Origin of the sequence: Anabaena sp. PCC 7108 (genome assembly GCF_000332135.1) — a bacterium.
Lineage (GTDB): Bacteria > Cyanobacteriota > Cyanobacteriia > Cyanobacteriales > Nostocaceae > Anabaena.
Genome location: NZ_KB235896.1, coordinates 4,967,356 through 4,988,887 on the forward strand (window position 1 = coordinate 4,967,356; position 21,532 = coordinate 4,988,887).

At 38.5% G+C, this 21,532-nt stretch carries 21 protein-coding genes; 6 read left to right on the forward strand and 15 right to left on the reverse strand.

The annotated features are described in order from the left end of the window. The first annotated feature begins 16 nt into the window (after positions 1 to 16). Positions 17 to 130 carry a cytochrome b6-f complex subunit V gene (petG, locus tag ANA7108_RS29155; protein WP_084776969.1) on the forward strand — a complete coding sequence of 38 codons (114 nt, stop codon included), beginning with the start codon at positions 17 to 19 and terminating at the stop codon, positions 128 to 130. A gap of 76 nt (positions 131 to 206) precedes the next feature. Here petG and rsmD read toward each other — a convergent pair whose 3' ends face one another. Both rsmD and hisH read right to left on the reverse strand, forming a co-directional pair. After that, positions 207 to 767, reverse strand: a complete 561-nt coding sequence (gene rsmD / locus ANA7108_RS0123205) for a 16S rRNA (guanine(966)-N(2))-methyltransferase RsmD (RefSeq protein ID WP_016953223.1) — start codon at positions 765 to 767, stop codon at positions 207 to 209. 63 nt (positions 768 to 830) lie between these two features. Then, positions 831 to 1,466 (reverse strand): imidazole glycerol phosphate synthase subunit HisH, encoded by a 636-nt coding sequence (gene hisH / locus ANA7108_RS0123210; RefSeq protein ID WP_016953224.1) that lies wholly within the window; start codon positions 1,464 to 1,466, stop codon positions 831 to 833. Positions 1,467 to 1,535: 69 nt separating this feature from the next. Here hisH and ANA7108_RS0123215 point away from each other — a divergent pair, with 69 nt between their 5' ends. From ANA7108_RS0123215 to ANA7108_RS0123225, 3 genes are all read left to right on the forward strand, one after another. Further along, positions 1,536 to 2,096: a hypothetical protein gene (locus ANA7108_RS0123215; RefSeq protein WP_016953225.1), complete on the forward strand. Its 561-nt coding sequence runs from the start codon at positions 1,536 to 1,538 to the stop codon at positions 2,094 to 2,096. A gap of 103 nt (positions 2,097 to 2,199) precedes the next feature. Continuing rightward, positions 2,200 to 3,567, forward strand: coding sequence for a DUF3370 domain-containing protein (locus ANA7108_RS0123220; protein WP_016953226.1), 1,368 nt, complete (start codon positions 2,200 to 2,202; stop codon positions 3,565 to 3,567). Between the two features lie 46 nt (positions 3,568 to 3,613). After that, positions 3,614 to 4,198, forward strand: a complete 585-nt coding sequence (locus ANA7108_RS0123225; protein WP_016953227.1) for a Uma2 family endonuclease — start codon at positions 3,614 to 3,616, stop codon at positions 4,196 to 4,198. Between the two features lie 26 nt (positions 4,199 to 4,224). Here ANA7108_RS0123225 and ANA7108_RS0123230 read toward each other — a convergent pair whose 3' ends face one another. The 9 genes from ANA7108_RS0123230 to hpsO all read right to left on the reverse strand — a co-directional run bounded on the left by ANA7108_RS0123230 (position 4,225) and on the right by hpsO (position 14,516). Continuing rightward, complete coding sequence (locus ANA7108_RS0123230; protein WP_042491285.1) at positions 4,225 to 5,118, reverse strand: ROK family protein; 894 nt, start codon at positions 5,116 to 5,118, stop codon at positions 4,225 to 4,227. A 393-nt stretch (positions 5,119 to 5,511) separates the two neighbouring features. Then, positions 5,512 to 5,673, reverse strand: a complete 162-nt coding sequence (locus ANA7108_RS30615; protein WP_016953229.1) for a hypothetical protein — start codon at positions 5,671 to 5,673, stop codon at positions 5,512 to 5,514. Positions 5,674 to 5,738: 65 nt separating this feature from the next. Next, positions 5,739 to 6,635 (reverse strand): ABC transporter permease, encoded by an 897-nt coding sequence (locus ANA7108_RS0123240; RefSeq protein ID WP_026104404.1) that lies wholly within the window; start codon positions 6,633 to 6,635, stop codon positions 5,739 to 5,741. A gap of 128 nt (positions 6,636 to 6,763) precedes the next feature. Further along, a complete protein-coding gene (locus ANA7108_RS0123245) occupies positions 6,764 to 8,848 on the reverse strand; it encodes a TonB-dependent siderophore receptor (RefSeq protein WP_016953231.1) in 2,085 nt (694 codons plus the stop codon). A 147-nt stretch (positions 8,849 to 8,995) separates the two neighbouring features. Continuing rightward, entirely contained in the window at positions 8,996 to 10,654 is a 1,659-nt protein-coding gene (locus ANA7108_RS0123250; RefSeq protein WP_016953232.1) for an energy transducer TonB, read from the reverse strand. A 260-nt stretch (positions 10,655 to 10,914) separates the two neighbouring features. Next, positions 10,915 to 11,142, reverse strand: coding sequence for a hypothetical protein (locus ANA7108_RS0123255; protein WP_016953233.1), 228 nt, complete (start codon positions 11,140 to 11,142; stop codon positions 10,915 to 10,917). 201 nt (positions 11,143 to 11,343) lie between these two features. Continuing rightward, a complete protein-coding gene (locus tag ANA7108_RS0123260) occupies positions 11,344 to 11,982 on the reverse strand; it encodes a peroxiredoxin (RefSeq protein ID WP_016953234.1) in 639 nt (212 codons plus the stop codon). Positions 11,983 to 12,092: 110 nt separating this feature from the next. Continuing rightward, a complete protein-coding gene (gene hpsP / locus ANA7108_RS0123265) occupies positions 12,093 to 13,271 on the reverse strand; it encodes a hormogonium polysaccharide biosynthesis glycosyltransferase HpsP (RefSeq protein ID WP_016953235.1) in 1,179 nt (392 codons plus the stop codon). A gap of 78 nt (positions 13,272 to 13,349) precedes the next feature. Continuing rightward, complete coding sequence (gene hpsO, locus ANA7108_RS0123270) at positions 13,350 to 14,516, reverse strand: hormogonium polysaccharide biosynthesis glycosyltransferase HpsO (protein ID WP_016953236.1); 1,167 nt, start codon at positions 14,514 to 14,516, stop codon at positions 13,350 to 13,352. Between the two features lie 28 nt (positions 14,517 to 14,544). On the opposite strand from hpsO, the gene ANA7108_RS30375 reads away from it, so the two are divergent. After that, positions 14,545 to 14,694 (forward strand): hypothetical protein, encoded by a 150-nt coding sequence (locus ANA7108_RS30375; protein WP_158318382.1) that lies wholly within the window; start codon positions 14,545 to 14,547, stop codon positions 14,692 to 14,694. A gap of 1 nt (position 14,695) precedes the next feature. Here ANA7108_RS30375 and hpsN read toward each other — a convergent pair whose 3' ends face one another. From hpsN to glmM, 4 genes are all read right to left on the reverse strand, one after another. Beyond that, positions 14,696 to 15,676: a hormogonium polysaccharide biosynthesis glycosyltransferase HpsN gene (hpsN, locus tag ANA7108_RS0123275; protein ID WP_016953237.1), complete on the reverse strand. Its 981-nt coding sequence runs from the start codon at positions 15,674 to 15,676 to the stop codon at positions 14,696 to 14,698. A 206-nt stretch (positions 15,677 to 15,882) separates the two neighbouring features. Further along, complete coding sequence (locus ANA7108_RS0123280; RefSeq protein ID WP_016953238.1) at positions 15,883 to 16,998, reverse strand: acyltransferase; 1,116 nt, start codon at positions 16,996 to 16,998, stop codon at positions 15,883 to 15,885. Between the two features lie 100 nt (positions 16,999 to 17,098). After that, on the reverse strand, positions 17,099 to 18,721 hold the full coding sequence (hpsL, locus tag ANA7108_RS0123285; RefSeq protein WP_016953239.1) for a hormogonium polysaccharide biosynthesis protein HpsL: 1,623 nt from the start codon (positions 18,719 to 18,721) through the stop codon (positions 17,099 to 17,101). Positions 18,722 to 18,855: 134 nt separating this feature from the next. Beyond that, the gene (gene glmM / locus ANA7108_RS0123290) at positions 18,856 to 20,304 is read right to left on the reverse strand and encodes a phosphoglucosamine mutase (RefSeq protein WP_026104405.1); all 1,449 of its coding nucleotides are present in this window, start codon (positions 20,302 to 20,304) and stop codon (positions 18,856 to 18,858) included. Positions 20,305 to 20,514: 210 nt separating this feature from the next. Here glmM and ANA7108_RS0123295 point away from each other — a divergent pair, with 210 nt between their 5' ends. Beyond that, positions 20,515 to 21,231: a heme oxygenase (biliverdin-producing) gene (locus ANA7108_RS0123295; RefSeq protein ID WP_026104406.1), complete on the forward strand. Its 717-nt coding sequence runs from the start codon at positions 20,515 to 20,517 to the stop codon at positions 21,229 to 21,231. The last annotated feature ends 301 nt before the right edge of the window (positions 21,232 to 21,532 follow it).

The following is a 21,532-nucleotide window of genomic DNA, read 5'->3' on the forward strand; positions in this document are numbered from 1 at the left end:
AAAGAGGAGATTTACAGTGGTTGAACCCCTACTGTCAGGTATTGTGTTAGGTCTGATTGTCGTCACCCTTAGTGGACTGTTTTATGCTGCTTACAGGCAATATAAGCGCCCGAACGAGTTGGGAGGCTAAAACTGAGTATTGAGTCCTGAGTTATGAGTAGTGGGGAGCTAGAAACAGTTGAAATCTAAATCAACCTAGCACCCCATCACTCCATCTCTTCTAATTCCATACTTTTGTAAAAAGTTAGCGCTGTTTTGCCATAAACTTTTTGATGGCATATCTTCCAATTAGGGATTTCTGGTGGTGTCCAAGCTTGAGGACTATGTTCAACGGCTATTTCTCCATCAGCATCTAAAATTTGGTAATCAGCTATCGCTTCTAAAACTGGCTCATATAACCCACTGGCATAAGGCGGATCAAAATATATTCTGTCAAATTGCTTACCCGATAAATTTTTTAACTGCTGGATCACGTTTCCTCTTAATACCTCAAATTTTTGATTGGAATTAGCTACCATCTGCCAGTTTTGTTGGATTATTCCACAGGCTTTACTAGATTGTTCAATTCCTACGACCAATCTAGCTCCCCTGCATAAAGCCTCTGCGCCCATTGAACCACTACCGGCGCACAAATCCAGCCAGCAACAACCATCAATCTTCCCTTGCCAAATATTAAAAACTGCCTCCCGTACTCGCGCACTGGTGGGTCTGGTTTCTTGCCCTGGTAAAGTTTTAAGCAGTCGATTCCCGTAAATTCTCAGACTCATTAGTTATTAGTCATTGGTCATTAGTTGTGATTTTTAGACAACTGATAAAATTGCAAATTTTTATTAAGCAGGAATCTTTTCGCGGACTTGAGCCACAAAATTAGATAAAACTTGCAATCCTATATTAGAGGATTTTTCGGGATGGAATTGGACTGCCATCAGGTTTTCATGAGCAATGGCAGCTGTCACAGTTTGATTACCATGAGTGACTGTTGCTGCTCGAATTTGCGGTTCAATGGGGTCAACATAGTAGGAATGGACAAAATAAACCCAAGGTTGGAAAGGTAAATGTTCCCACAAAATGCTTTTTGGTTGAGTAAGTTGTAGCTGATTCCAACCCATGTGGGGAATAGCAATACTTGGTTCTGAGCGAAATCTCCGCACTTTTCCACGCACAATTCCCAGTCCTGGTTGAGTCCCTTCGTCGCTGTATTCAAACAAAATTTGCAGTCCTAGACAAATACCTAAGAAAGGTTTACCAGATGCGATCACATCTTTAATCGGTTGTTCTAAACCACGTGCTCGTAGGTGTTGTACTGCGGGATCAAATGCTCCCACTCCTGGCAGAACTATTGCATCTGCTTGTTCTAATTCCTTGGCTGAATAAGTTACTTTAGGAGTTGCCCCAGCTTTTTCTAAACCTTTGCAGACTGAGTGCAAATTTCCCATATCGTAATCTACGACTGCAATCACTGGCATTTACCTGCTCCTTGTAAATTTATTAGGGAGGGCATTTCATTTATATTCTAATTCTAATTAATATTTATTATGCAGAAAAAAATACTATTAACTTCTTTTGACACTTGGCTGAGTGAACAACAGTCAAATTCTTCTGATGATTTGTTACTCGGATTAGCCAAAATGGCTTGTCTCCCTCATGATTTAATTTTTTTGGATCGACTACCCGTAGATGTTCAGCTTGCTAGTTCTTTAGTCATTGCCAAAATCAAGGAACTCCAACCTGATTACGTTATCTGTTGTGGTATGGCAGCAAGTCGATCAAAATTAAGTATCGAAGTCTTTGCTTGTATCGTGTCTGGACAGTCTACGGATATCTCATCTCTAGATTGTGCAGAAAGTTTTTGGCAAACAACTTTGCAAACTACTGTTAATGTTGAACAATTAGTAGCCGGAACAACCGTTGAGATTAGCTATGACTGTGGTAAGTTCGTCTGTGAATCACTTTATTATTTAGTATTGGAGTATCTAAAGCAATATCAACTACCCATTCCTTGCATCTTTGTCCACGTCCCAATTTTAAATCAAGAAAATTTGATAGAGATGATAGCTGAGTTTGTTTTGATTATTAACAAACTGACACATACTTGAAGAAGGCAGTCTTGCGGAAGGGAAGATTTTTTTGATGTAGAATGCCTTTAATCCCGACCAATTAAGGGTTTTATAATTTTGAATAGTAAATTTTAAATTTTCTATGTTGCCACTTTCACTTGCTTTTACTCTTGCTCAAGCGACTCCTGCAAGTCCCTTACCTGAAGAAGTTGTACAACCACAAGAAGTTCGTCCTTTACCAGGGCAGTTAGATAGTGTGCCGGTGTTTAATAGCAATAGTCCGGAATTGGTGTTAAAAGCAGGAATTTTACTTTCTACCTTTCCAAGAAATGGGAAAAAAGTACCAACAGCACATTTAAATTTTCCTTTTCGGGGTCGGTTTGATATCTTTGCTCATCATGTTGCTAAAGCAGAACCAGCAGAAAATTTACGTTCTCTTTACCAGGGGATAATGTTGCATAACCCTGGTTCTAAATCGGTGAAAATCAATATCTTGCAAGCAGCAAGTTATTTAAGTCAACCAGATGCTCCATTTATTCAGTTACCTTCTTTTCTGCCCAATAATGCGGGTACAGTGTTTGCAGGACCTGGTAGTAGGGTTATGTCTGATGTGCTAAGAGGAAGAAGACAAGCGATTTTCCCAGCCCAAATTGTTATTCCTCCAGGGGCAAGTCAGATGTTATTAAATTTACCAATTCCCGTGCAAGGATTGACACCACCAATCAATGGACGATCTACATTTATGCGCTTGTCGAGTAATGGTAATGTTTACGCTGCTAGTTTAGCTATGTTTGCCCCTACAAATGCTGATGGTAGTGAACGTGCGCCAACTTTGGCAGAGTGGCAAAATTTACTAGATAATGGTGAATTATCTACACCCAGAGATAAAGTTCCAACTGCTCTGGAAGATAACAGTAAACCAAGAATTTATGGACGTGTAGCAGGTGTAGCGAGTGGTTCTCAATGGCGATCGCTCTTAGTCGATAATCCTAAAGTTAATTATTTGACAATTCCTCAAGTCGGTCAAGCTTTTTCTTACCCTTTAAGCACACTGCATGGTGGCACTTTTGGTACTGGTCAAATTCAAAGCGCACCTATGTTAGTCCGCTATCCTGATACGGCTTATCGCGCTCATGGCAATTATGGAATTCAGTATAGTCTCAGGTTGCCTTTATACAATACAACTCAAAAACAGCAAACTGTAACTGTGTCGGTGCAAACTCCCATCAAAGAAGATCAGTTGAATAAATCAGGATTACGCTTTTTCACCACAGCAGCGCGTCAAGTTTTCTTTCGAGGAACAGTGCGAGTCCGTTATCAAGATGATCAAGGTAAACCAAAAACTGAATTTGTACATTTAGTGCAAACCAGAGGTGAACAAGGGAAACCATTAGTATCATTAAATATGAAGTCAGGCGATCGCTCTTTAGTAGAAGTAGACTTTCTCTATCCTCCAGATGCTTCACCACCACAAGTATTAACTGTTTCAACTCAAGCTGAAAATAAGTAAAATTATAAGTGTTTAACAGCAGACAATATTAAAAAGGAGATTGTCAATGATTGCAAGTCCCAGTTATAGCTATATTTCCCCTGAAGAATATCTCCAAGAAGAAGAAACAAGTGCTATTAAGCATGAATACAGGAATGGAGATATTTACGCAATGGCAGGTGCAAGTAATACTCATGTGATTATTACTCTTAATATTGCTTCAATGCTCAGAAATCATCTGCGTGGGAGAGGCTGTCAGGCTTATATAGCAGACACTAAGGCTCATATAGAATCTATCGATACATATTACTACCCTGATGTTATGGTCAGTTGCGACGAAAGGGATAGAACCTTTAACAACTTTCTGCGTTATCCCTGTTTAATTATCGAGGTTTTATCTCCCACCACAGAAGGATTTGACAGAGGTGATAAATTTGCTGATTATCGAAATATTCAGTCGCTTGAAGAATATGTTTTAGTGAGTCAAACCCGGATTAACATAGAAGTTTTCCGCCGTAACCCAGAAGGACAATGGGTACTATATCCCTATGGAAAAGGGGAAAATATACATTTAGCTAGTGTAGATTTTAAGTGTGATGTTGCAGATGTGTATGAAGATGTTACTTTTGAAGCTCCGCAAGTGACAGAGTGATATCATGTTCGCGTCAGCCCTAATTATCAGTCTTTAACCGAACACAATGTCATTGCTAATTTCGCTGCACCTGCCATTCCTGCTGAGTTACCCAGTTCTGCGGGCAAAATTTGTAAACCTAGACGCGATGTAGGTAAAACCCGCTTTTCAATTTCTGCCTGCATAGATGGTAAAAAAAATTCAAAACTAGCACTAATACCACCACCAATAATAATTGCTTGTGGTGTAAGTACATATATTAAACTCGTTAAACCAATTCCTAAATCTCTGCCATATTCTTGCCAAAAACTCAAAGCTTCAGCATCTCCAGCTTCAGCAAGTGCGCCTAATTCTGCTGGTTCTTTACCAGTACAGCGACGAATAGCTGTCACGGACGCATACTGTTCTAAAGAACCTTGATTGCCACTATTACACATTGATCCGTTAGGATTTAAAGTAATTAAACCTAATTCTCCAGCCGCACCTTGATGTCCAACAAACAATTTACCATCGAGAATAATCGCACCACCAACCCCAGTTCCTAAAGTTAGCAAAATCAAATTTTGAAAGTGACGACCGGCACCTAACCAAGCTTCCCCTAAACCTGCACAGTTAGCGTCATTAGCAAGGATGGTTGGTTTACCAGTTTTGGCTTCTAACCAATCTGCTAAGGGAACATCATGCCATCCAGATAGGTTAATGGCAACTTTAGCAATGCGTCCAGTTGCGTCCGCAGGGCCAGGAGTTCCCACACCTATAGCTATAGTTTGATTATCTGGGTCAATTTGAGCGATCGCATCTACCATCTGCATCATTACTGCTGCCGGTGTTGCAGGTTGGGGAGTTGCTACTGTTAAAGATTGTAAACAAGTACCATCTGCTGTAAAACGCCCCAGCTTAATCGCTGTTCCCCCCAAATCAATACCAATTACTTGCTGCACAAGGCTTATTCCCAAATCTTTATTGTAGATAAAACCCAAAAATCATCCTCATCATACCAACTTTTGAGTTCTGGTTATGGCACTTCCCATAATAGTGAAACTCTAACTGGTTGGCATCTTCATCATTTTAGTTATCCTCGAAACTTTACTGAAGATATATTCATCAATAGTAAAAATTTATTAAACCTGCTGCAACTAGCAGGTATCAATTAAAAAGGGATATCTGACAGGACTTACGCAAAATATCTCTCAAACCCTCATTCCTCTGTGTTCTCTGTGCCTCTGTGGTTCGTTTATTCCATAGCTTGTGCGTAAGTCCCATCTGAGACAAAATACTTTACAGTTACGCAAACAAAATGTAACTTGGGCTTTGTGGATGCCAATAATCCCTATTCATTTGAGGTTACTAATCATTTGCACATTAGCAACTCCGTAAGAATTGTTGCTTCCCTGTTTCCACCCTGTGACTGGTGTACCTGTTAAAATTCCAGAAAGGGCAACAGAAAGCATTAACCCACCAGCAGCCGCAGCAATTAAGGAAATGTTATCTTTCACAGAAATCTCTCAGTTTATTAGTTGTCTATTCTTTCATGACTAGCAAGAACCGGGTTTTTCTCCCCCTACTTGCGAATACTATTTTCTCTTCTCAGACGGGGATTGACAAACTCGTTTAACCCTTCACCAAGTAGGGATAACCCTACAACTAGGAATGTCATCGCTGAACCAGGGAAAAGTGTAGTCCACCAAATACCTGTGGGTAGTGCTTCTAGGGCTTGTTTTAAATCGTATCCCCATTCAGGGACTTCTTCTGGTAATCCCAAACCCAAAAATCCTAAACCGCCTAAAACTAATATGGCATCTGCGGCGTTAAGGGTAAAGAGGACGGGTACGCTTTGAATGACATTAAAAAATAGATAGCGGGATAATACAACCCATGTGGAAGCCCCCATTGCTTGCGCGGCTTCAATGTAGACTTCGGTTTTAACACTGACGGTGTGGTTGCGAACTACGCGATAATATTGGGGTATGTAGGCGATACTAATAGCGATCGCAGCATTCAAGATTCCTCTCCCCACCACAAATGCCAGTGTGACGGAAAGTAATAATCCTGGTAAGGTGTAGATGCTATCCATGAAAAACAGCAATATCTTATCTAATCTTCCACCTAGATAACCACTTACCATCCCCAAAGGTACACCAATCACCATACTCAGTGTGGTTGCCAAAATCACTACTTGCAATGCGGCTTGCACACCAAATACAGTCCGGGAAAATACATCATAACCTAAGCGACTTGTGCCGAACCAATGTTTAAGTGAAGGTGCTTCATGAATGGGGTTAGAGAGAAATTCTTTAGGATTTTGTAGCCATCCCCAAGCCTGAAATACAGGTGCTAAGAAGGCTAAAAAAATGCAAAATAGAGTAATTCCTAACCCAATCAGCATTAATCTCTGAGAAAGGCTAGGATTTTTGCTGAATTTGAAAAAATTAGGTAATTGGCGTTTTGTAATGGTCACGTTGCTTTCTATTAAAACCAGCCTATCAATTAGCAAATACTTTAGCAGATTGTCAACGCTACATTAAATAATCAGATACCCGACTTCTCTAAAAATTCGGGAATCTGCTGCTTTGGATGGGGGCGAAATTAGATATTTGCAGTTAAACCAACTCGAAAAGTAAACCCAGGACTATAAATACGATTAACTCGCTCATATTGCTCACCGAGTAAATTTTCCAAATAAATAATCAACCCCAAATTTTTACTGACAGGAATCCGACCACTCAAATCAAAATTCACAAAAGACGCTGAGAAGTCTGTATTTTTATCACCACCAGCAGTATTGGTATAAACAGAGCGACGGGAACCACTATTATAAGTCACATACATATTAGCTTGCCATCCCGCCTTTTCATAACCAATTCCAGCTTGAAGTAAAGAGTAAGGAATTAACCCTAATTGTAATCCTTTTTCAGTTCCAGTTTTAATTTGGGCATCTGTATAAGTGTAGTTGAGAAAAGTTGACCATTCACGAGCAATTTTTAATTGCAATGCTGCTTCTAAACCATTGGTATCTACTAAGCCAATATTTTCCCATCTCCCACTAATTACTCCTAACCGATTATCTAAACTACTGCCAAAATATGTAAACTGTCCCAGCAAATTATTAGACAATCTCACATCCACTCCCGCAGTCCAAGCTGAACCAGTTTCTGGTTTTAAATCTGGGTTTGGTTGCCAAGCATGAACAGTATCATAAACATATAACTGATCTAAACCAGGATTCCGTTGCGCTCCTGCCCAACTGCCACGCACAGCAACGGCTGGATTCACAGCATAACGTAAGCCAAAACTAGGGTTAAGATAATTACCAAACTGCTCATCAAAGCTTTGTCTTAGCCCTAAATCAACTTGAAAAGCATCGCTAATATTCCAAGTATTGACAGCAAATAAAGCTGTATTTAAGAGGCTGCGATTTTCTTTTTCGTTGTTGGCAATTCTATTAGGTGCTGTACTAAAAACATCACCACTTAAATCAGTATTTTTTAAATCTAAACCCCAATGCAACTGATTATTAGGGCTAAGTTTCCAATCATGATCTACTCTGGCTGTAATTTGTTGAGTATCTAAAATCCCGCTGCGGTAAAATGTACCTGCGGTAGGACCATAAGTGCTAAAGTAATCTTGGTTATAACCAATAGAAGTTGTTAAATTAGAGTTTTCTCCCTTACCAAGTCGAGTTTTCCAAGATAAACCAATATTCAAACCATCATGATCAAGTCTGTCTTTTTGTAACGGGAACCCGAAATAAATTAAACCTCGACGACTACTCAGTGCAGTCACATCTAAATTGACCGAATTTTTGGGATCTAAATCTACACCAATGCTGCCAAAATAAGTGCTTGTAGCTGTATCTGCATTCGATAAAAACCCTTGAGCATCACGGTTTGCTGCTCCCACAGGTACACGATAACGGTTATCGATAAAGTATCTTTCAAAGCTAAAGTTGTACTTGACTGCACCAGATGAACCACCATAAGTTATCTGTTGATTATTTAAATTTAATGAGCCAAATTCTGCACTAGCATTTAATTTAGGTTTACCATCACCTTCTTTAGTAATGATATTGACAACTCCCCCAAAAGCCGATGAACCATATAAAGAGGAAGCAGCCCCACTATACAACTCAACTCTTTCTATAGCTTCTATAGGAATACTATTTAAGTCAGTTGCACCATGATATGTGTTAATATTACTATTAATTGGTCTACCATTAATCAGAAATACAGATTGGTTAATTGATGCACCCCGGTAATATGTACCTGTGTGAATATCTGCACCATGTCCGACATCATTGATCGCAAAACCTGGCATTCTTTTCAAAATATCAGCAACGCTGGTTGCACCCTGTTTTTGAATTTCTTCTTTTTCAATTACATAAGTGGGTGTAGATTCAGGTAAAGGGTCTTTTTCACCAATTGTTTCTATAGAGATATCTGCATCATTTGTGGGAGTTAAATCTGCTTCTGGTTGAGTTTCTTCCTTAACTTCAGTTGATGCTGGTTGTTGAGTTAATAATTCAGCATTTGTTGCGGGTAATTCAATTTCACTTAAACTAGGAATCTCAGAATTTACTACACTATTTTCAGTTCTATTATTAACAGCAACAGCAGGAAAGGCTACCAGTAAGCTCAATAAAGAAACTGGCAGGAAAACAAAACTCTGATTCATCTTCTTAACTCACACCCGGTAAAAACAATTACTATGTGAGATTTACCTTATTAATATAAAAACTGTCAAAAGACAAGGTGTCATACTTGAATTAATTAATACTCAAATATCCAACTTCTCTAAAAAATCAGGTATCTTTAATGATGACTAATTACTAATTTCTGAATCACTATTAGACTCAGTAGGTGATGTAGTCGCAGGTTTTGGTGGTGTGGGTGCTTCTGCTGGTGCTGGTGAGTCAGAGGATTTTTGACGACGACGGAGGATTTCTTCTAACCGTCTCTGGCTTTTTTGAACTCTTTCGGCTTTACCTTCATCAGCTTGATTGTTTGTATCAGATTTTACGGATTGTGGTGAACGACGACGGGGTGTAGATTCTTCTATTTGCTTAGGTTTTTCAGGTTCTACACGCTGACGAGGAGATGAGACTGGTTTACTCTCAGAAGGTGGAGATTCTTGTCTACGTCTAGTTGTATTTTCGGGGGAAATATCGGTAATAATAGGAGTTATTTTCCGTTGATTGTGTTGAGGTGATTCTCTGAAAGTAGAAGTAGAAGCTTCTTTTTCAGGTTTTTTCTGGGCGGCTTCTCTTTGTTTTTCTATTTGACGTTCTTGAAGTTGGCGATGACGCTGTGATCCTTTAATAGCAAAATTAACTGAGGCTCTTACCCCTTGTCTTCCTGCTTCTGTAGGTGTTAATTTCCACTCTTGTGCTGCTTGTTGAGCAGCTTGATCTAGTTCGCTATCACCACTGGAACGGATTAACCGTACCCGCGTGACATTACCTTTCTTGTCAGTATCAATAGCAACTTCTGGATTTCCTTCTATACCACGTTGTCTGGCTCTGTTTGGATACTTAATTTGACACTGTAGACAATCTGCGCGATTCAATTTAGAACTATTTTCTATAGGAGGTTTGGGTGCTGTAGCTACTGTTGTATCTTCTGTTTTTGGTTTATTTCCAACCCCGTTACCAATACCATTACCAGAACCGTTACCAATACCATTACCGGAACCGTTACCAACGCCATTACCGGAACCGTTACCAACACCATTACCGGAACCGTTACCAACACCATTACCGGAACCGTTACCAACACCATTACCGGAACCGTTACCTAAACTATTTCTCAATCGATTACCTAGATTACCGAAAAGATTTCCACTTGTTGAAACTACATTCTGTGACGGTTGTGTGGAAGAAGTGGAGGTAGTTGAGATATTTTTATAACTAGAACTTGGTTGAATTTCTAACTTTGATGATTGGATATTTTGGGTTTTTGAGTCGTTTGTCACAGTCGCATCTAGTTGAGGTTGATTAGATGCTGGGGTGTTTGAGTTTTCATCTAACCTCTGTATTGGTTTAGTTTCTACCGGAGGTTGTGTTGTCGCAGGTTCAGGAATAGTTGGCGCTTGGGGTTGTTTGGCGATAAAGTTATTAGTGGTTTTCGGTTGATGCTGTTTAGCTACAGGTAAAAAAGCCGGAGTTATGCCGCTGATAGAAGTTGCTGCTGGGATCAAATTTTTCACGCCGTTACCACCACCACCTCCTCCACCAGAGTTGATATTGACTGGGGAGTTTTTATTCGCTTGTGGTTTGGCTATTTCATCGGGGATAGTTTCGAGAATTGTCACTTCAATTGGTTGATCTTTAACATTAGGTACTTTCAGTAAAAATTTGCTTATACATAAAGCTAGTACCCCCAGATGTAATGCTAATGAACCAATGAGACTGTAGAGGAGAACAGTCTTCAGAGCTTCAGTTTCTTTTTCTCTTTGTTCTATAGCGATGCTGGAAAAACCCATATTTTATTACTAGTTATCATAATTATTTACTTCATCAGGATACAACAAAATTTGATTTTATTAATTAATAAAAATGTATTATTTTTTGCGGGGTTTTCCCAAAATAAATATTTTTTATTATTTCTAAATTATTAAAATTACTTATATTAAATCTGCTGAAGTTCCCGATGACTTTCATCAGAAAATCCAGTTTTATTTGTGAACAAATTTGTTTCTTCCCCTAAAGGAAGCAATTTATTTTGCACGACTACTTATGAGAGTTAAGCAATTTCCATGACTGATGAGATTTCTTGTTGAACAGTTTTCAGCAAATCTAAGATTTTTGTTTGGGCAAGTTTCTGTCCTTGCTTTCCAAAGTATGCTGATGCTTGTTGTAAATCAGCGATCGCTCTTTGGTAGTACCCTAAGTTATAGTTGGCTACTCCCCGATTAACGTAAGCTAGTGCATTACGGGGGTTCAGCCTGATAAATTGGGAAAAGTCATACATTGCACCCAAGATATCACCACTACGCTCACAAACTCATAATGTGCATCTTCCTATTTATAGCTACCAAATTTTACCCATCTTCAAAACACAGTCAGGTAAGGTTCATAAACACTATCAGGGTTTTCTAAACATTAGTCTGTATATAAAAAAATGGTGGGTTACGCTATTGTTAACCCACCCTACGAAGAATGTTAGTGAAACTTACTTGTTAGGTTGAGGAGTCATTCGCAAATATGGTTTGATTTCTTCATAACCTTTAGGGAATTTCTGTTTGAGAACTTCAGGATCTTTTAGAGATGGAACAATTACGACATCGTCTCCATCTTTCCAGTCAGCAGGGGTAGCTACACTGTAATTATCAGTTAATTGCAGTGAATCAATTACTCGCAATATTTCATCAAAATTGCGTCCGGTACTGGGGGGGTAGGTAAAAGAAAGACGCAGTTTCTTGCTAGGATCAATAACGAAAACTGACCGTACTGTCACAGTAGCAGCTGCGTTGGGGTGAATCATATCATAAAGGTCAGAAACCTTTTTGTCTGCATCTGCGAGAATTGGATAATTGAGGGTGGTGCTTTGAGTTTCTTCAATATCTGCCACCCAGCCATTATGAGAGTTTACATCATCAACGCTGAGTGCGATCGCTTTTACGTTGCGTTTCTCAAATTCTGGTTTCAGTTTAGCTACTGTACCTAATTCAGTGGTACAAACTGGTGTAAAGTCAGCAGGGTGAGAAAACAGCACTACCCAGCTATCATCTGCCCATGTATAAAAATCTATTTCCCCATGTGTTGAGGCTTGAGTAAAGTTGGGTACTGTATCACCAAGACGGAGAGTCATGCAAGATTCCCTGTAGTTTAGAAAAACATATATATTCTACTTTGAAATAATGCCATAAAATACCGATTATCCCATCGGACTGTCGAGGTTTGCAACAAAATGTTAAGAAATCAACTTTTTTGATTTGCCATAATTTGTTGATAAGCTTGAATCATTTGCTGTGCGATCGCATCCCAGCTAAAATTCTCTAAGGCATATTTTTGGGCATTTACCCCCCGTCGCTGACATTCTTGGGGATTTAACAAGGCTGCTTTTAATAACTCCACCAGTGATTCTACATCAGTTTTCCCCACCCAACCAGACTCACTATCGACCACCTGCTGATATATATGTACTTGGTCAGAAATTACCACCGGTGTTCCTGCTACCATTGCTTCAGCTACCGCAATTCCAAAATTTTCATAGTAAGAAGGTAAAACAAATAAATCCGCAGCTTTTAATAACTTAGTTTTGACTTTTCCAGTGACAAAGCCTGTAATTGTCGTGTGTAAATTTAATGGGGAATTTTCGATTTGCGATTGAATTTTAGCCTCATAATTTGGATCTTGGGGATTTGTTCCCGCTAAAACAAAGTGAAATTGCAAACCATCATTTAATAATTTTTCTAAAGCTGGAAGTAATAAATCTAAACCCTTTTTAGGATCAATGCGGGACATAAATAAAACTACAGGTTTATCACTAGGAATACCCAGCTTACTCCAACCCTCATCAGGATTTATTTGCGGTGGGATAACACCCAAAGGAATCACTAAATCTTGGGTTTTTACGCCAAATCTTGCTGATATTTTGGCTTCTTGTTCGCTAGTAAAATGAACTGCTGCTGCACCCGCTAAATTACGACGTTCTATCAATTCAACATAAAGCTGTTTTAATAGTTTCTTTTTACGTAAATCAGATGGATCTAGAGTTCCTAAAGGACGTAAAATATAAGGTAATTTTTGTTGACGACAAATTACTGCTGACGCACTACTAACAGGAGAAAATAAAGCATGAATATGGGCAATATCAAACTCGTTAGCGTGACTTATTAACCATTTTAATAAATCCAGAGAAAACTTATATCTGCGAAAAGGCGCACAACGAAAGTAAATAATTTCATAACCATCTTGCTTTATAGGGCGATTTAAAGGCACATCAAGAGGTTTTTGACCAGAATCGCCATTACTATCTGTGGTAATAATTGTAACTTCTTCACCTGATGCAGCCAACGCTGGGGCTAACCCTAATACCATTTGACTAGGACCGCCATAAATTAAAGAAATCGAGGGAATAATATGTAATATTTTCATTATTTAGTATTTTTTTTTATTGAGCTACTTATCGTCATCATTCTGAATCTTGTAGGGGCGTATTGCAATACGCCCCTACTACATGAATTCTTGATAAAACTCAAACTGTTGTTGTGCTAAAGCCTTATTTGTATATTGGAACATAGCTTTTTGATAACCCAATTCACCCAAATTTTCAGCTAAATCAGGTTTTTCCATCAATTGCGACAAGCAATTAGCTAAAGCTTGAGAATCACCTTCAGGAAAGATTAAACCAGCATCACCGATTACAAAAGGAATTTCCCCAGAATCAGAACCAATTACAGGAACTTTGCAAGCCATAGCTTCAATTAAAACATGGCCAAATTGTTCCTTCCAACCTACAGCAGTGAGGGTTTTAAACTTATAAGTAGTTTCAGAAGGCAAAATTAAAGTACTCATTAAATTGATATATTTAGCGACTTCATCATGGGGAACACTTTCAACCATAATTAGTCTATCTTGAATATTATTTTCTGCTGAGATTTTAATTAATTCATCTTTTAACTCTCCTCGTCCTAAGAGTAATAATTTCCAAGGCTTATTTTTTAAAGTTATCAATGATTGCAAGAGAGTTAATAAACCTTTTTCTGGTACAAATCTGCCGACAAAACCAACAACAAAATCTCCTTGATTGATACCTAATTTAGCGGCTAATTCTGGCTGAGATTGAGGAGTAAAAAGAGTTTCATCTACACCTAATTGTGGCATAACTTTAATTGCGCCATTATATCCTCGTTGACGCAAAACTTCCGCACCATCTTGATTACCAGAAATAATACCGTGACTGTTGTTAAGGTTAAATTTTTCTAATAAAGCAACAGGTAACTTTAATTCATAAGGTAAATTCCACCAAGTAAAAAATACATTTTTGGCGTTAAGTCCTAATAGCTGATTTAAGACAATCATTTGTGTATAAGCCAAACCCCTAGAACCTTGTTCTACATGAATAATTTGGGGGCGAAAATTTCGTAACAAAGTGATTAAATCAGCACCAAAAGTCAGAAGTCCTTGATGATTTTGACTAAAATTAGATATAGGTACTATTTTAAATGCACCTTCATCACGATATTCAGATTCAATAATTTTGTTTTGTACTCCACCTGGTTTCCAGCGTTTAGGAACCACAACTGTAACTTCAATTCCCGGTTGTAGTCGTGATAAAGCCCGTAACTTCTCACAATTCAAATCTACAATATAGGTATGACTAGCAACTAAGATTCTCATGATAAATAAATTTTGAATATAATGTACAATGTTGAACGAAACAGAACCCTACTTTCTTCCTTCTTCCTTCTTTCTTCGCGTTCTTCGCGTCTATCCCTACGGGACACTGCGTGAACGCGGTTCATTTAATCCATATTCTTCTGGTAAGAAAAATCCCCAACCCATGATGATCAAGTAATTTAAACTTCTTGATCTAAACGACTGTAAATTTGCCCATCATTCCAGATTGATTGAATCACACTACCCACAGCTTTAAGAAAACCTAAACAATAGAAAACCCCACGAGTTAGAACTTTAATTGGAGAACCACTTTTATAACAAGGTGGATTCCCCAGAACGTGACAATCAAATAAACGTCCATAGAGACGTAAAGCCTGGGTAAAAGTGAGATTTTTCAACCCCAGTAAAAAATGATTGTGATAGAAAGTGATTTGATAATTTAGCGATCGCATACTAATATCATGACAGCCTCCCGTCTCTTCCCCTAAATGTACCAAGTGTGCCTCAGGGTCATACCAAATTTTATACCCAGTTTTTCTGATCCGCAAACAGAAATCTGATTCTTCCCGCACGGCGCTACCGCGAAACCGCTCATCAAACTTCAGCCCATACTTAGTAAAAATTTCGCTGCGAAAAGACATATTACAACCCCGCGCTGTCAGTACCTGTTGGGGTTTGGTAGTATGAACCAAATCAATGTGATACCAAGCAATTCCAGGGTCCATTGCTTCTGGGGGTAAATATTCAATTTCCAATTCTCCCCCAGAGTCACCTAATTTCATTCTGTCAAATACCCGACCAGCAACAGCACCTATTTCTGGATTTTGCAAATAATTTTTGACATGAGCGGTTAAAAATCCAGGATTTAACTCTACATCATCATCAATAAATAAGATGATTTCACCCTGTGATCTTCTCACTGCATAATTTCGCGCTCCTGGTAAACTCGCCCAATCCAAACGCAATAATTTAATTTTACCTGCTGCTGACATTTCCTCCAAAAAAGCTTGGGTTTCTGGTTCGTGAGTTTGGGTTTGGTCTACGACTAAAACTTCAAAATGTGGATAATCTTGTTTTAAAACATCGATAATGCTATCATGGAGCAATTTTTCTCTTCTGTATGTAGGTATAACTACGGAAATTAAAGGATAATTATTCATAACTTTGATGATTGAAATTGTATTAATTAAACTTGTTTGATTTCAGTATAACCCTTTTTAGCATTTTTATTGCCGACATTAAAGTTTTTGGAAAAACTTAGTTTTAAGTAGTTGGACAAAATTAAATTCACTCGTTGAGAGAGGGAACAGGGAACTCTTAACAGGGAACAGAAAAATCAGTTGTGTAATTAATTCTGTCCCATTACTTATTTGTAAACACTCGCTAGTTTTTCTATAACAATTTTTTCTAATTTAGTAAATATCAAAACATATATTGTTAACAACCCAAGAGCGATGAATAAAGAAACAAATATTGTTAAATAACTATTTAGATGTATGATTTTTTGTAATTTAGGTAGAAGTACAAAGTATAACGGTTGATGAATAAGATAAATTTGGTAAGAATAAATTCCTAAAATTGAAAGAGAACTGAGAATCCATTGAAAGCTAACTATTTTTTCTAATTTCAATAATATTGCTTTTATCCCTAAAAAGAAGAAAGGAGTAAATAGCATATCGAAACCTAACATATAGATAATATTAATGTGACGAAGTAAGAAAAACCCATATAAAATCAACCCCAAGCTAAAAACAATAGTGGCTATCAAAAAATCTATTTTTCTAAAGCCATGATGTTCAGCATAAATATATCCCCAATACAAACCTAGAAAGAACTGAAATATATAGCTACCCAGAAAGTTATTTTGCAAGAAAAACAAGTAAGTAGGTATATTATTTTCTGACAAGAAGTAGAAAGCAACGATTTTAGTAAGAGTAGCGACAATAATGCCAAGCCATAAAATTTCTTGGCGGTGGTTCTTGCAAATAATAAATATTAAAGGGGTGATTAGATAAGCTTGGATAATTACAGTGAAAAACCAAAAGCCTGGATTAATTGCCTGTGTATGAACACCTGCTAAACCTAGAACTGATAAGATAAAGTTTGGCGTTGAGGTGATTTTAAATCTACCGAAAAAATAATAAAGTAAACAAGTTGATGTCACAGCTAACCAATAAGAAGGATAAAGTCTTATTAATCTACTTACCAACCATGATTTCCATTTGACGCTGAGTTCATCACTCCCGGCTTTAATTGACCGAGATACTAAAGCATAACTGGTATTGAAACCCGCCATTAAAAAAAATATATCGACGGCAGCATATCCTACTCTAGCTGCATTTCTATCTAAAATAGTAATTATTTGATTACGTTCTGGATAATTTTGAAAAAAGTGAAATAAAATAATTCCTAATATTGCTAATCCTTTTGTCCTATCAATCCAATGAAATCTATTTTTTTGTGTTTGATTTTGAGTAGTCATATCATATAGATAGTTGATTTTTGAATTTATTTTTCAGCTAGTAGATAACGAAATCAATCAACCATTGAAAATCTCTAAAAAGCTTGTGTTGTCAACTTTATTATTTTTTAATTCTGCCTTTTTTGCCTGTTGATTTGACTTCTATCTGTTCTGCATTTTGTTGTTTATCGATTGCTGGTAATTTAAATGCTATTCCCGCAGATAACCAATAATAGACAGCAACTGGATCGACATCTAGGGGGTAGTAATAAGTGTTATAGCTAATGAATAGTATAAACACCCACATACTGGCACCGTAAGTCCTTAATTCACGGCTTTTCATTGAGCGATGTGCCTTAAAAGCCGCAATTGTTATACTGGTAACAAAGGCTAGGAAAGCCAGCATACCGATAATTCCCACTTCATAGAGTACTTTGGGGTAGTAGGTTTCCACTAACTTAGTTTTACCCATGACACGAGCAGAGTTGGTGGCTCGGCCTAAACCACTACCGATAGGAGTCTCAACATCTTTCCAGTTCTCTTCAAATTGATCAACAATAAATGCTTGAGGTGGTGCTGCATTCCAGCGACCGATGAAACTATCCATTCTGTCTTGGACAACAGTGGGGTTAGCTGCCATTGCAATTAATAAAATCAGTGCAAAGCCTCCTACTAGTGGAATAAACTTTTTAAGGTTGCCAATTTGACCAGTCAACAATAGTAAAAGTACAAAGGAGGTTGGTACTAAAGCTAAGGCAATTCTCTGTCCAGAGATAACTGCGTTCACAAACACTAATGCCAGAGCCGCTAAACTTATCAACCGCCAAAGAATAGATTTGTCACTAAAAGTGGTGGCAAAGGTAAAAAAGGTACTAGAGATTAAGAACCATGCCCATTGCCAAGGGGCGACAAAGGTTCCTGGCAAGCGAATTACACCTTGTTCAGGAGTATATAATAATGCTCCACCAAAATAGCATCGAGCTTCTAGTGATGCTTTAAATAATGCATCTCCTGATACACCTACAGTTCCTTTACATACTCCTATTGTGAGCAGGATATATTGGATAATTCCCAAGATACCGCAGATGAGAATCAGGGCTATTTGAAGCCGCGATAACAACAAAAAATCTTGCTTATTGCGAATTAAATAGTAGACACAACTAATTAAGGGTGCATATCCTAAGAACACTTTAAATCCCAGAATTCCTACCCCTAGAGGTATGTCACCGCCAGATGCACTTAACTGCTGTCCACCATTAATCAATACCAGGGTTAGTAAACAGCAGCCTAAGAGAATAAAGAATGTGGTGTTAATGGCTTTAGGAACTATGAAGGGTTGACTTTGCCTTTTGCAAGTTTGCCACAATGCGATCGCTGCTGGCACATAAAAAGCATCTTTAGCTAATTGCAGTATGGGGCTGTTACCCAAGTAGTAAATAATTGTCCCAGAAAAAGGTACGTATATGACGAAGGCAAATAGAGCTTGGCGGGGATATTTGTAGGAAAGGGATATCACCACAACGCCTAATAAGCCTGGAATTGCTGCTTTCACTCCCCCGACGAAAAACAGCAGCATTCCTAAGAATAAACCGCTTCCTAAAAGCTTACTGATTAAGCTGGTAAATTCTTTACGGGCTTGGGCGGCTTTACGCTTTTGGGCTAACTCTTCTTTCAGGTTGAGGGTGGAAGTCTCGGCTTTTGACTGCTGTTTTTTTCCCTGGGATTTCCGTTTTGTTTTTGCCATAACTGACCGCTGACTGCTGATCTAAGTAAAGATACATAGAATCTGAGTTATTGTTCCTCTATGAACTTATTACTTACCATACTGACGATTATCGACTATAGGTAATTATAAAGCACTCTTTGGTCAGTACTTGATTATGCTAAATGTTGCTGGACTTCTGAAACTAATTCATTTGTCCAATGGCTGACAAGTTCAGCATTTGCGGCTTCTACCATGACTCTAATTACGGGTTCTGTTCCAGAGGCACGGACGAGGATTCTGCCATTATCACCCATTGCGGCTTCGGCTTTAGCGATCGCTTGTTGGACTGGTTGACAATTTTCCCATCCTAACCGCCGTTCACGATCTAATACTCGCACATTCCGTAATATTTGGGGGTAGGTTTGGAAACTTTGATCTACCATTTCTCCTAAAGACAAATTAGCTTCTTTAACGACGGCGGCAATATGCAAAGCTGTCAATAAGCCATCTCCCGTCATGGCATAATGACTACAAAGGATATGTCCTGATTGTTCTCCCCCCAACATTCCCCCAGTTTTCCGCATTTCGGCTTGCACATATTGATCGCCTACAGACGTACGAATTAATTTACCACCTAGTTGTTGCCAAGCTCTTTCAAAGCCTAAATTAGCCATAACGGTGGAAACTATCAGGTTATCTGGGAGTTGTTGTTTTTGTTGTAAATGGCGACCCCAAAGGTAAAGAATGTAATCACCATTTACAGGTCTGCCCGTATTATCCACAGCTAAAACCCGATCTGCATCGCCATCAAAGGCAAAACCCATATCAGCTTGATGTTCCTTGACTGCGGCTTGGAGAATATCTAAATGTGTAGAACCACAATTAACGTTAATGCGATCGCCATCTGCTTCATTATGTAAACAAATAACTTCCGCACCCATTTCTGTAAATACCGCTGGTGCTAAACCCACGGCTGCACCCCAAGCTAAATCTAAAACTATCTTCATCCCCTGGAGAGTGAGTCCAGATTGCAAAGGTGTTTGAATAGACTGGCTATATTCTTTAATCAACTCTGGGCGGGAATAATGTCTACCGCAACTATTTATACTAAAACCTGGGGATAATTTACCTCGTAATCCCGCTTCAATTTCGCTTTGCAGAGCTTTGGATAACTTACCACCATCACCATCAAAGATTTTAATTCCGTTGTCTTCTGGGGGATTGTGACTCGCGGAAATCATCATTCCCCCCATGGCATTAGTGATGCTGGCTAGATAGGCTACGCAAGGTGTGGGACATAATCCCAAATACCACACTTCTAAACCGGCAGCGGTTAACCCCGCACTCAAGGCCATTGCTAACATATCACTGGAGTTTCGGGAGTCTTGTCCCAGGATAATCGGTCCTGGATGAGTGGCATGACTACTTAAGACAATCCCCGCCCAAAAACCTACTTGTAAGGCTAAAGGTGCATTTAGCAATTCTCCCACTTTCCCCCGAATTCCATCTGTACCGAATAAAGGGTTGGTTGGTAGTGGTATGGAATTTAACATCCAACTATTTTCAACATTTGTCACTGATTCTGAAATATAGCCTTGAGTCCGAGCCATTGATGAAACCATAAATTTAAAAACTCCACACAATCACACAGGAGAATAGCACTTTCTTCAATCATTCTCGACGTTGATGAAACGCCAGACAAACTCATTGCTTAATGATTTTTAATATAAATTCTCATCAAATAGTTCTAATGTAACGTTTTAATGGGGTTTTTTCAGCATTATGTACAGAAAACTCCAACAGTTAATTTTTTTACAGTTGAGAATTTTAATATGAGCAGCAATTTAGCAAGCAAATTACGTGTGGGAACAAAGAAAGCACACACTATGGCAGAAAATGTGGGTTTTGTCAAGTGTTTTTTAAAAGGAGTTGTAGAAAAAAACTCCTATCGCAAGTTGGTTGCTAACTTTTACTTCATTTACTCGGCTATGGAAGAGGAAATGGAGAAACATCAGCATCACCCAATTCTCAGTAAAATTTATTTTCCTGAACTTAACCGCAAGCATACCTTAGAGCAAGACTTAACTTATTACTATGGTTACAACTGGCGCGAACAAATCAAATTATCTCCTGCCGGTGAAGCTTATGTAAACCGGATTCGAGAAATTTCTGCCACCGCACCAGAATTATTAATTGCTCATTCTTATACTCGTTATCTAGGTGATTTATCGGGGGGACAAATCCTCAAAGGAATTGCCCAAACTGCGATGAAACTAGGTGAAGGTGAAGGAACTGCTTTTTATGAGTTTGCAGATATTACCGATGAAAAGGCATTTAAAGCTAAGTATCGAGCCAATTTAGATGCTATGCCTATTGATGATTCTACAGGCGATCGCATCACTGAAGAAGCAAATGCCGCTTTTGGTGTGAACATGAAGATGTTCCAAGAGTTGGAAGGTAATTTGATTAAAGCTATCGGTATCATGGTTTATAACGCCATGACACGGAAACGCACCAAGGGTAGCACTGAATTACTGACTGCTGAGTAATGAAGAGAGTGCTGAGTAACGAGTGCTGAGTAACGAGTGCTGAGTAACGAGTGCTGAGTGCCGAGCAAAAAGCTGAAAATATGTAGGGGTAACAGCCTTGTGATTGTTTTTGTGTGCATGAAAGCAACCAGAGGGATGTTACCCCTAAATTGATCAATACTTTCAGGAAAATCACTATTTTCAACTTGTTTTGTGAATACTTTAGGACTTACGCATTGACAGAAAAAATCAAATATGGGCTATGGGTTTCAGTCTATTGTCAGGTGCGTCACTCGTATATGTATCGTATCAAAAAATTTGC

Excerpts from the sequence above, each read along its gene's own strand:
- ANA7108_RS0123220 (WP_016953226.1), top strand. The coding sequence starts at position 2,200 with ATGTTGCCACTTTCACTTGCTTTTACTCTTGCTCAAGCGACTCCTGCA.
- ANA7108_RS0123215 (WP_016953225.1), top strand. The coding sequence starts at position 1,536 with ATGCAGAAAAAAATACTATTAACTTCTTTTGACACTTGGCTGAGTGAA.
- hpsO (WP_016953236.1), bottom strand. The coding sequence starts at position 14,516 with ATGAGAATCTTAGTTGCTAGTCATACCTATATTGTAGATTTGAATTGT.
- hpsN (WP_016953237.1), bottom strand. The coding sequence starts at position 15,676 with ATGAATAATTATCCTTTAATTTCCGTAGTTATACCTACATACAGAAGA.
- hpsP (WP_016953235.1), bottom strand. The coding sequence starts at position 13,271 with ATGAAAATATTACATATTATTCCCTCGATTTCTTTAATTTATGGCGGT.
- hisH (WP_016953224.1), bottom strand. The coding sequence starts at position 1,466 with ATGCCAGTGATTGCAGTCGTAGATTACGATATGGGAAATTTGCACTCA.
- hpsL (WP_016953239.1), bottom strand. The coding sequence starts at position 18,721 with ATGGCAAAAACAAAACGGAAATCCCAGGGAAAAAAACAGCAGTCAAAA.
- ANA7108_RS0123250 (WP_016953232.1), bottom strand. The coding sequence starts at position 10,654 with ATGGGTTTTTCCAGCATCGCTATAGAACAAAGAGAAAAAGAAACTGAA.
- ANA7108_RS0123225 (WP_016953227.1), top strand. The coding sequence starts at position 3,614 with ATGATTGCAAGTCCCAGTTATAGCTATATTTCCCCTGAAGAATATCTC.
- glmM (WP_026104405.1), bottom strand. The coding sequence starts at position 20,304 with ATGGTTTCATCAATGGCTCGGACTCAAGGCTATATTTCAGAATCAGTG.
- ANA7108_RS0123295 (WP_026104406.1), top strand. The coding sequence starts at position 20,515 with ATGAGCAGCAATTTAGCAAGCAAATTACGTGTGGGAACAAAGAAAGCA.
- ANA7108_RS0123260 (WP_016953234.1), bottom strand. The coding sequence starts at position 11,982 with ATGACTCTCCGTCTTGGTGATACAGTACCCAACTTTACTCAAGCCTCA.
- ANA7108_RS0123255 (WP_016953233.1), bottom strand. The coding sequence starts at position 11,142 with ATGTATGACTTTTCCCAATTTATCAGGCTGAACCCCCGTAATGCACTA.
- ANA7108_RS0123245 (WP_016953231.1), bottom strand. The coding sequence starts at position 8,848 with ATGAATCAGAGTTTTGTTTTCCTGCCAGTTTCTTTATTGAGCTTACTG.
- ANA7108_RS30375 (WP_158318382.1), top strand. The coding sequence starts at position 14,545 with ATGTTGAACGAAACAGAACCCTACTTTCTTCCTTCTTCCTTCTTTCTT.
- rsmD (WP_016953223.1), bottom strand. The coding sequence starts at position 767 with ATGAGTCTGAGAATTTACGGGAATCGACTGCTTAAAACTTTACCAGGG.
- ANA7108_RS0123280 (WP_016953238.1), bottom strand. The coding sequence starts at position 16,998 with ATGACTACTCAAAATCAAACACAAAAAAATAGATTTCATTGGATTGAT.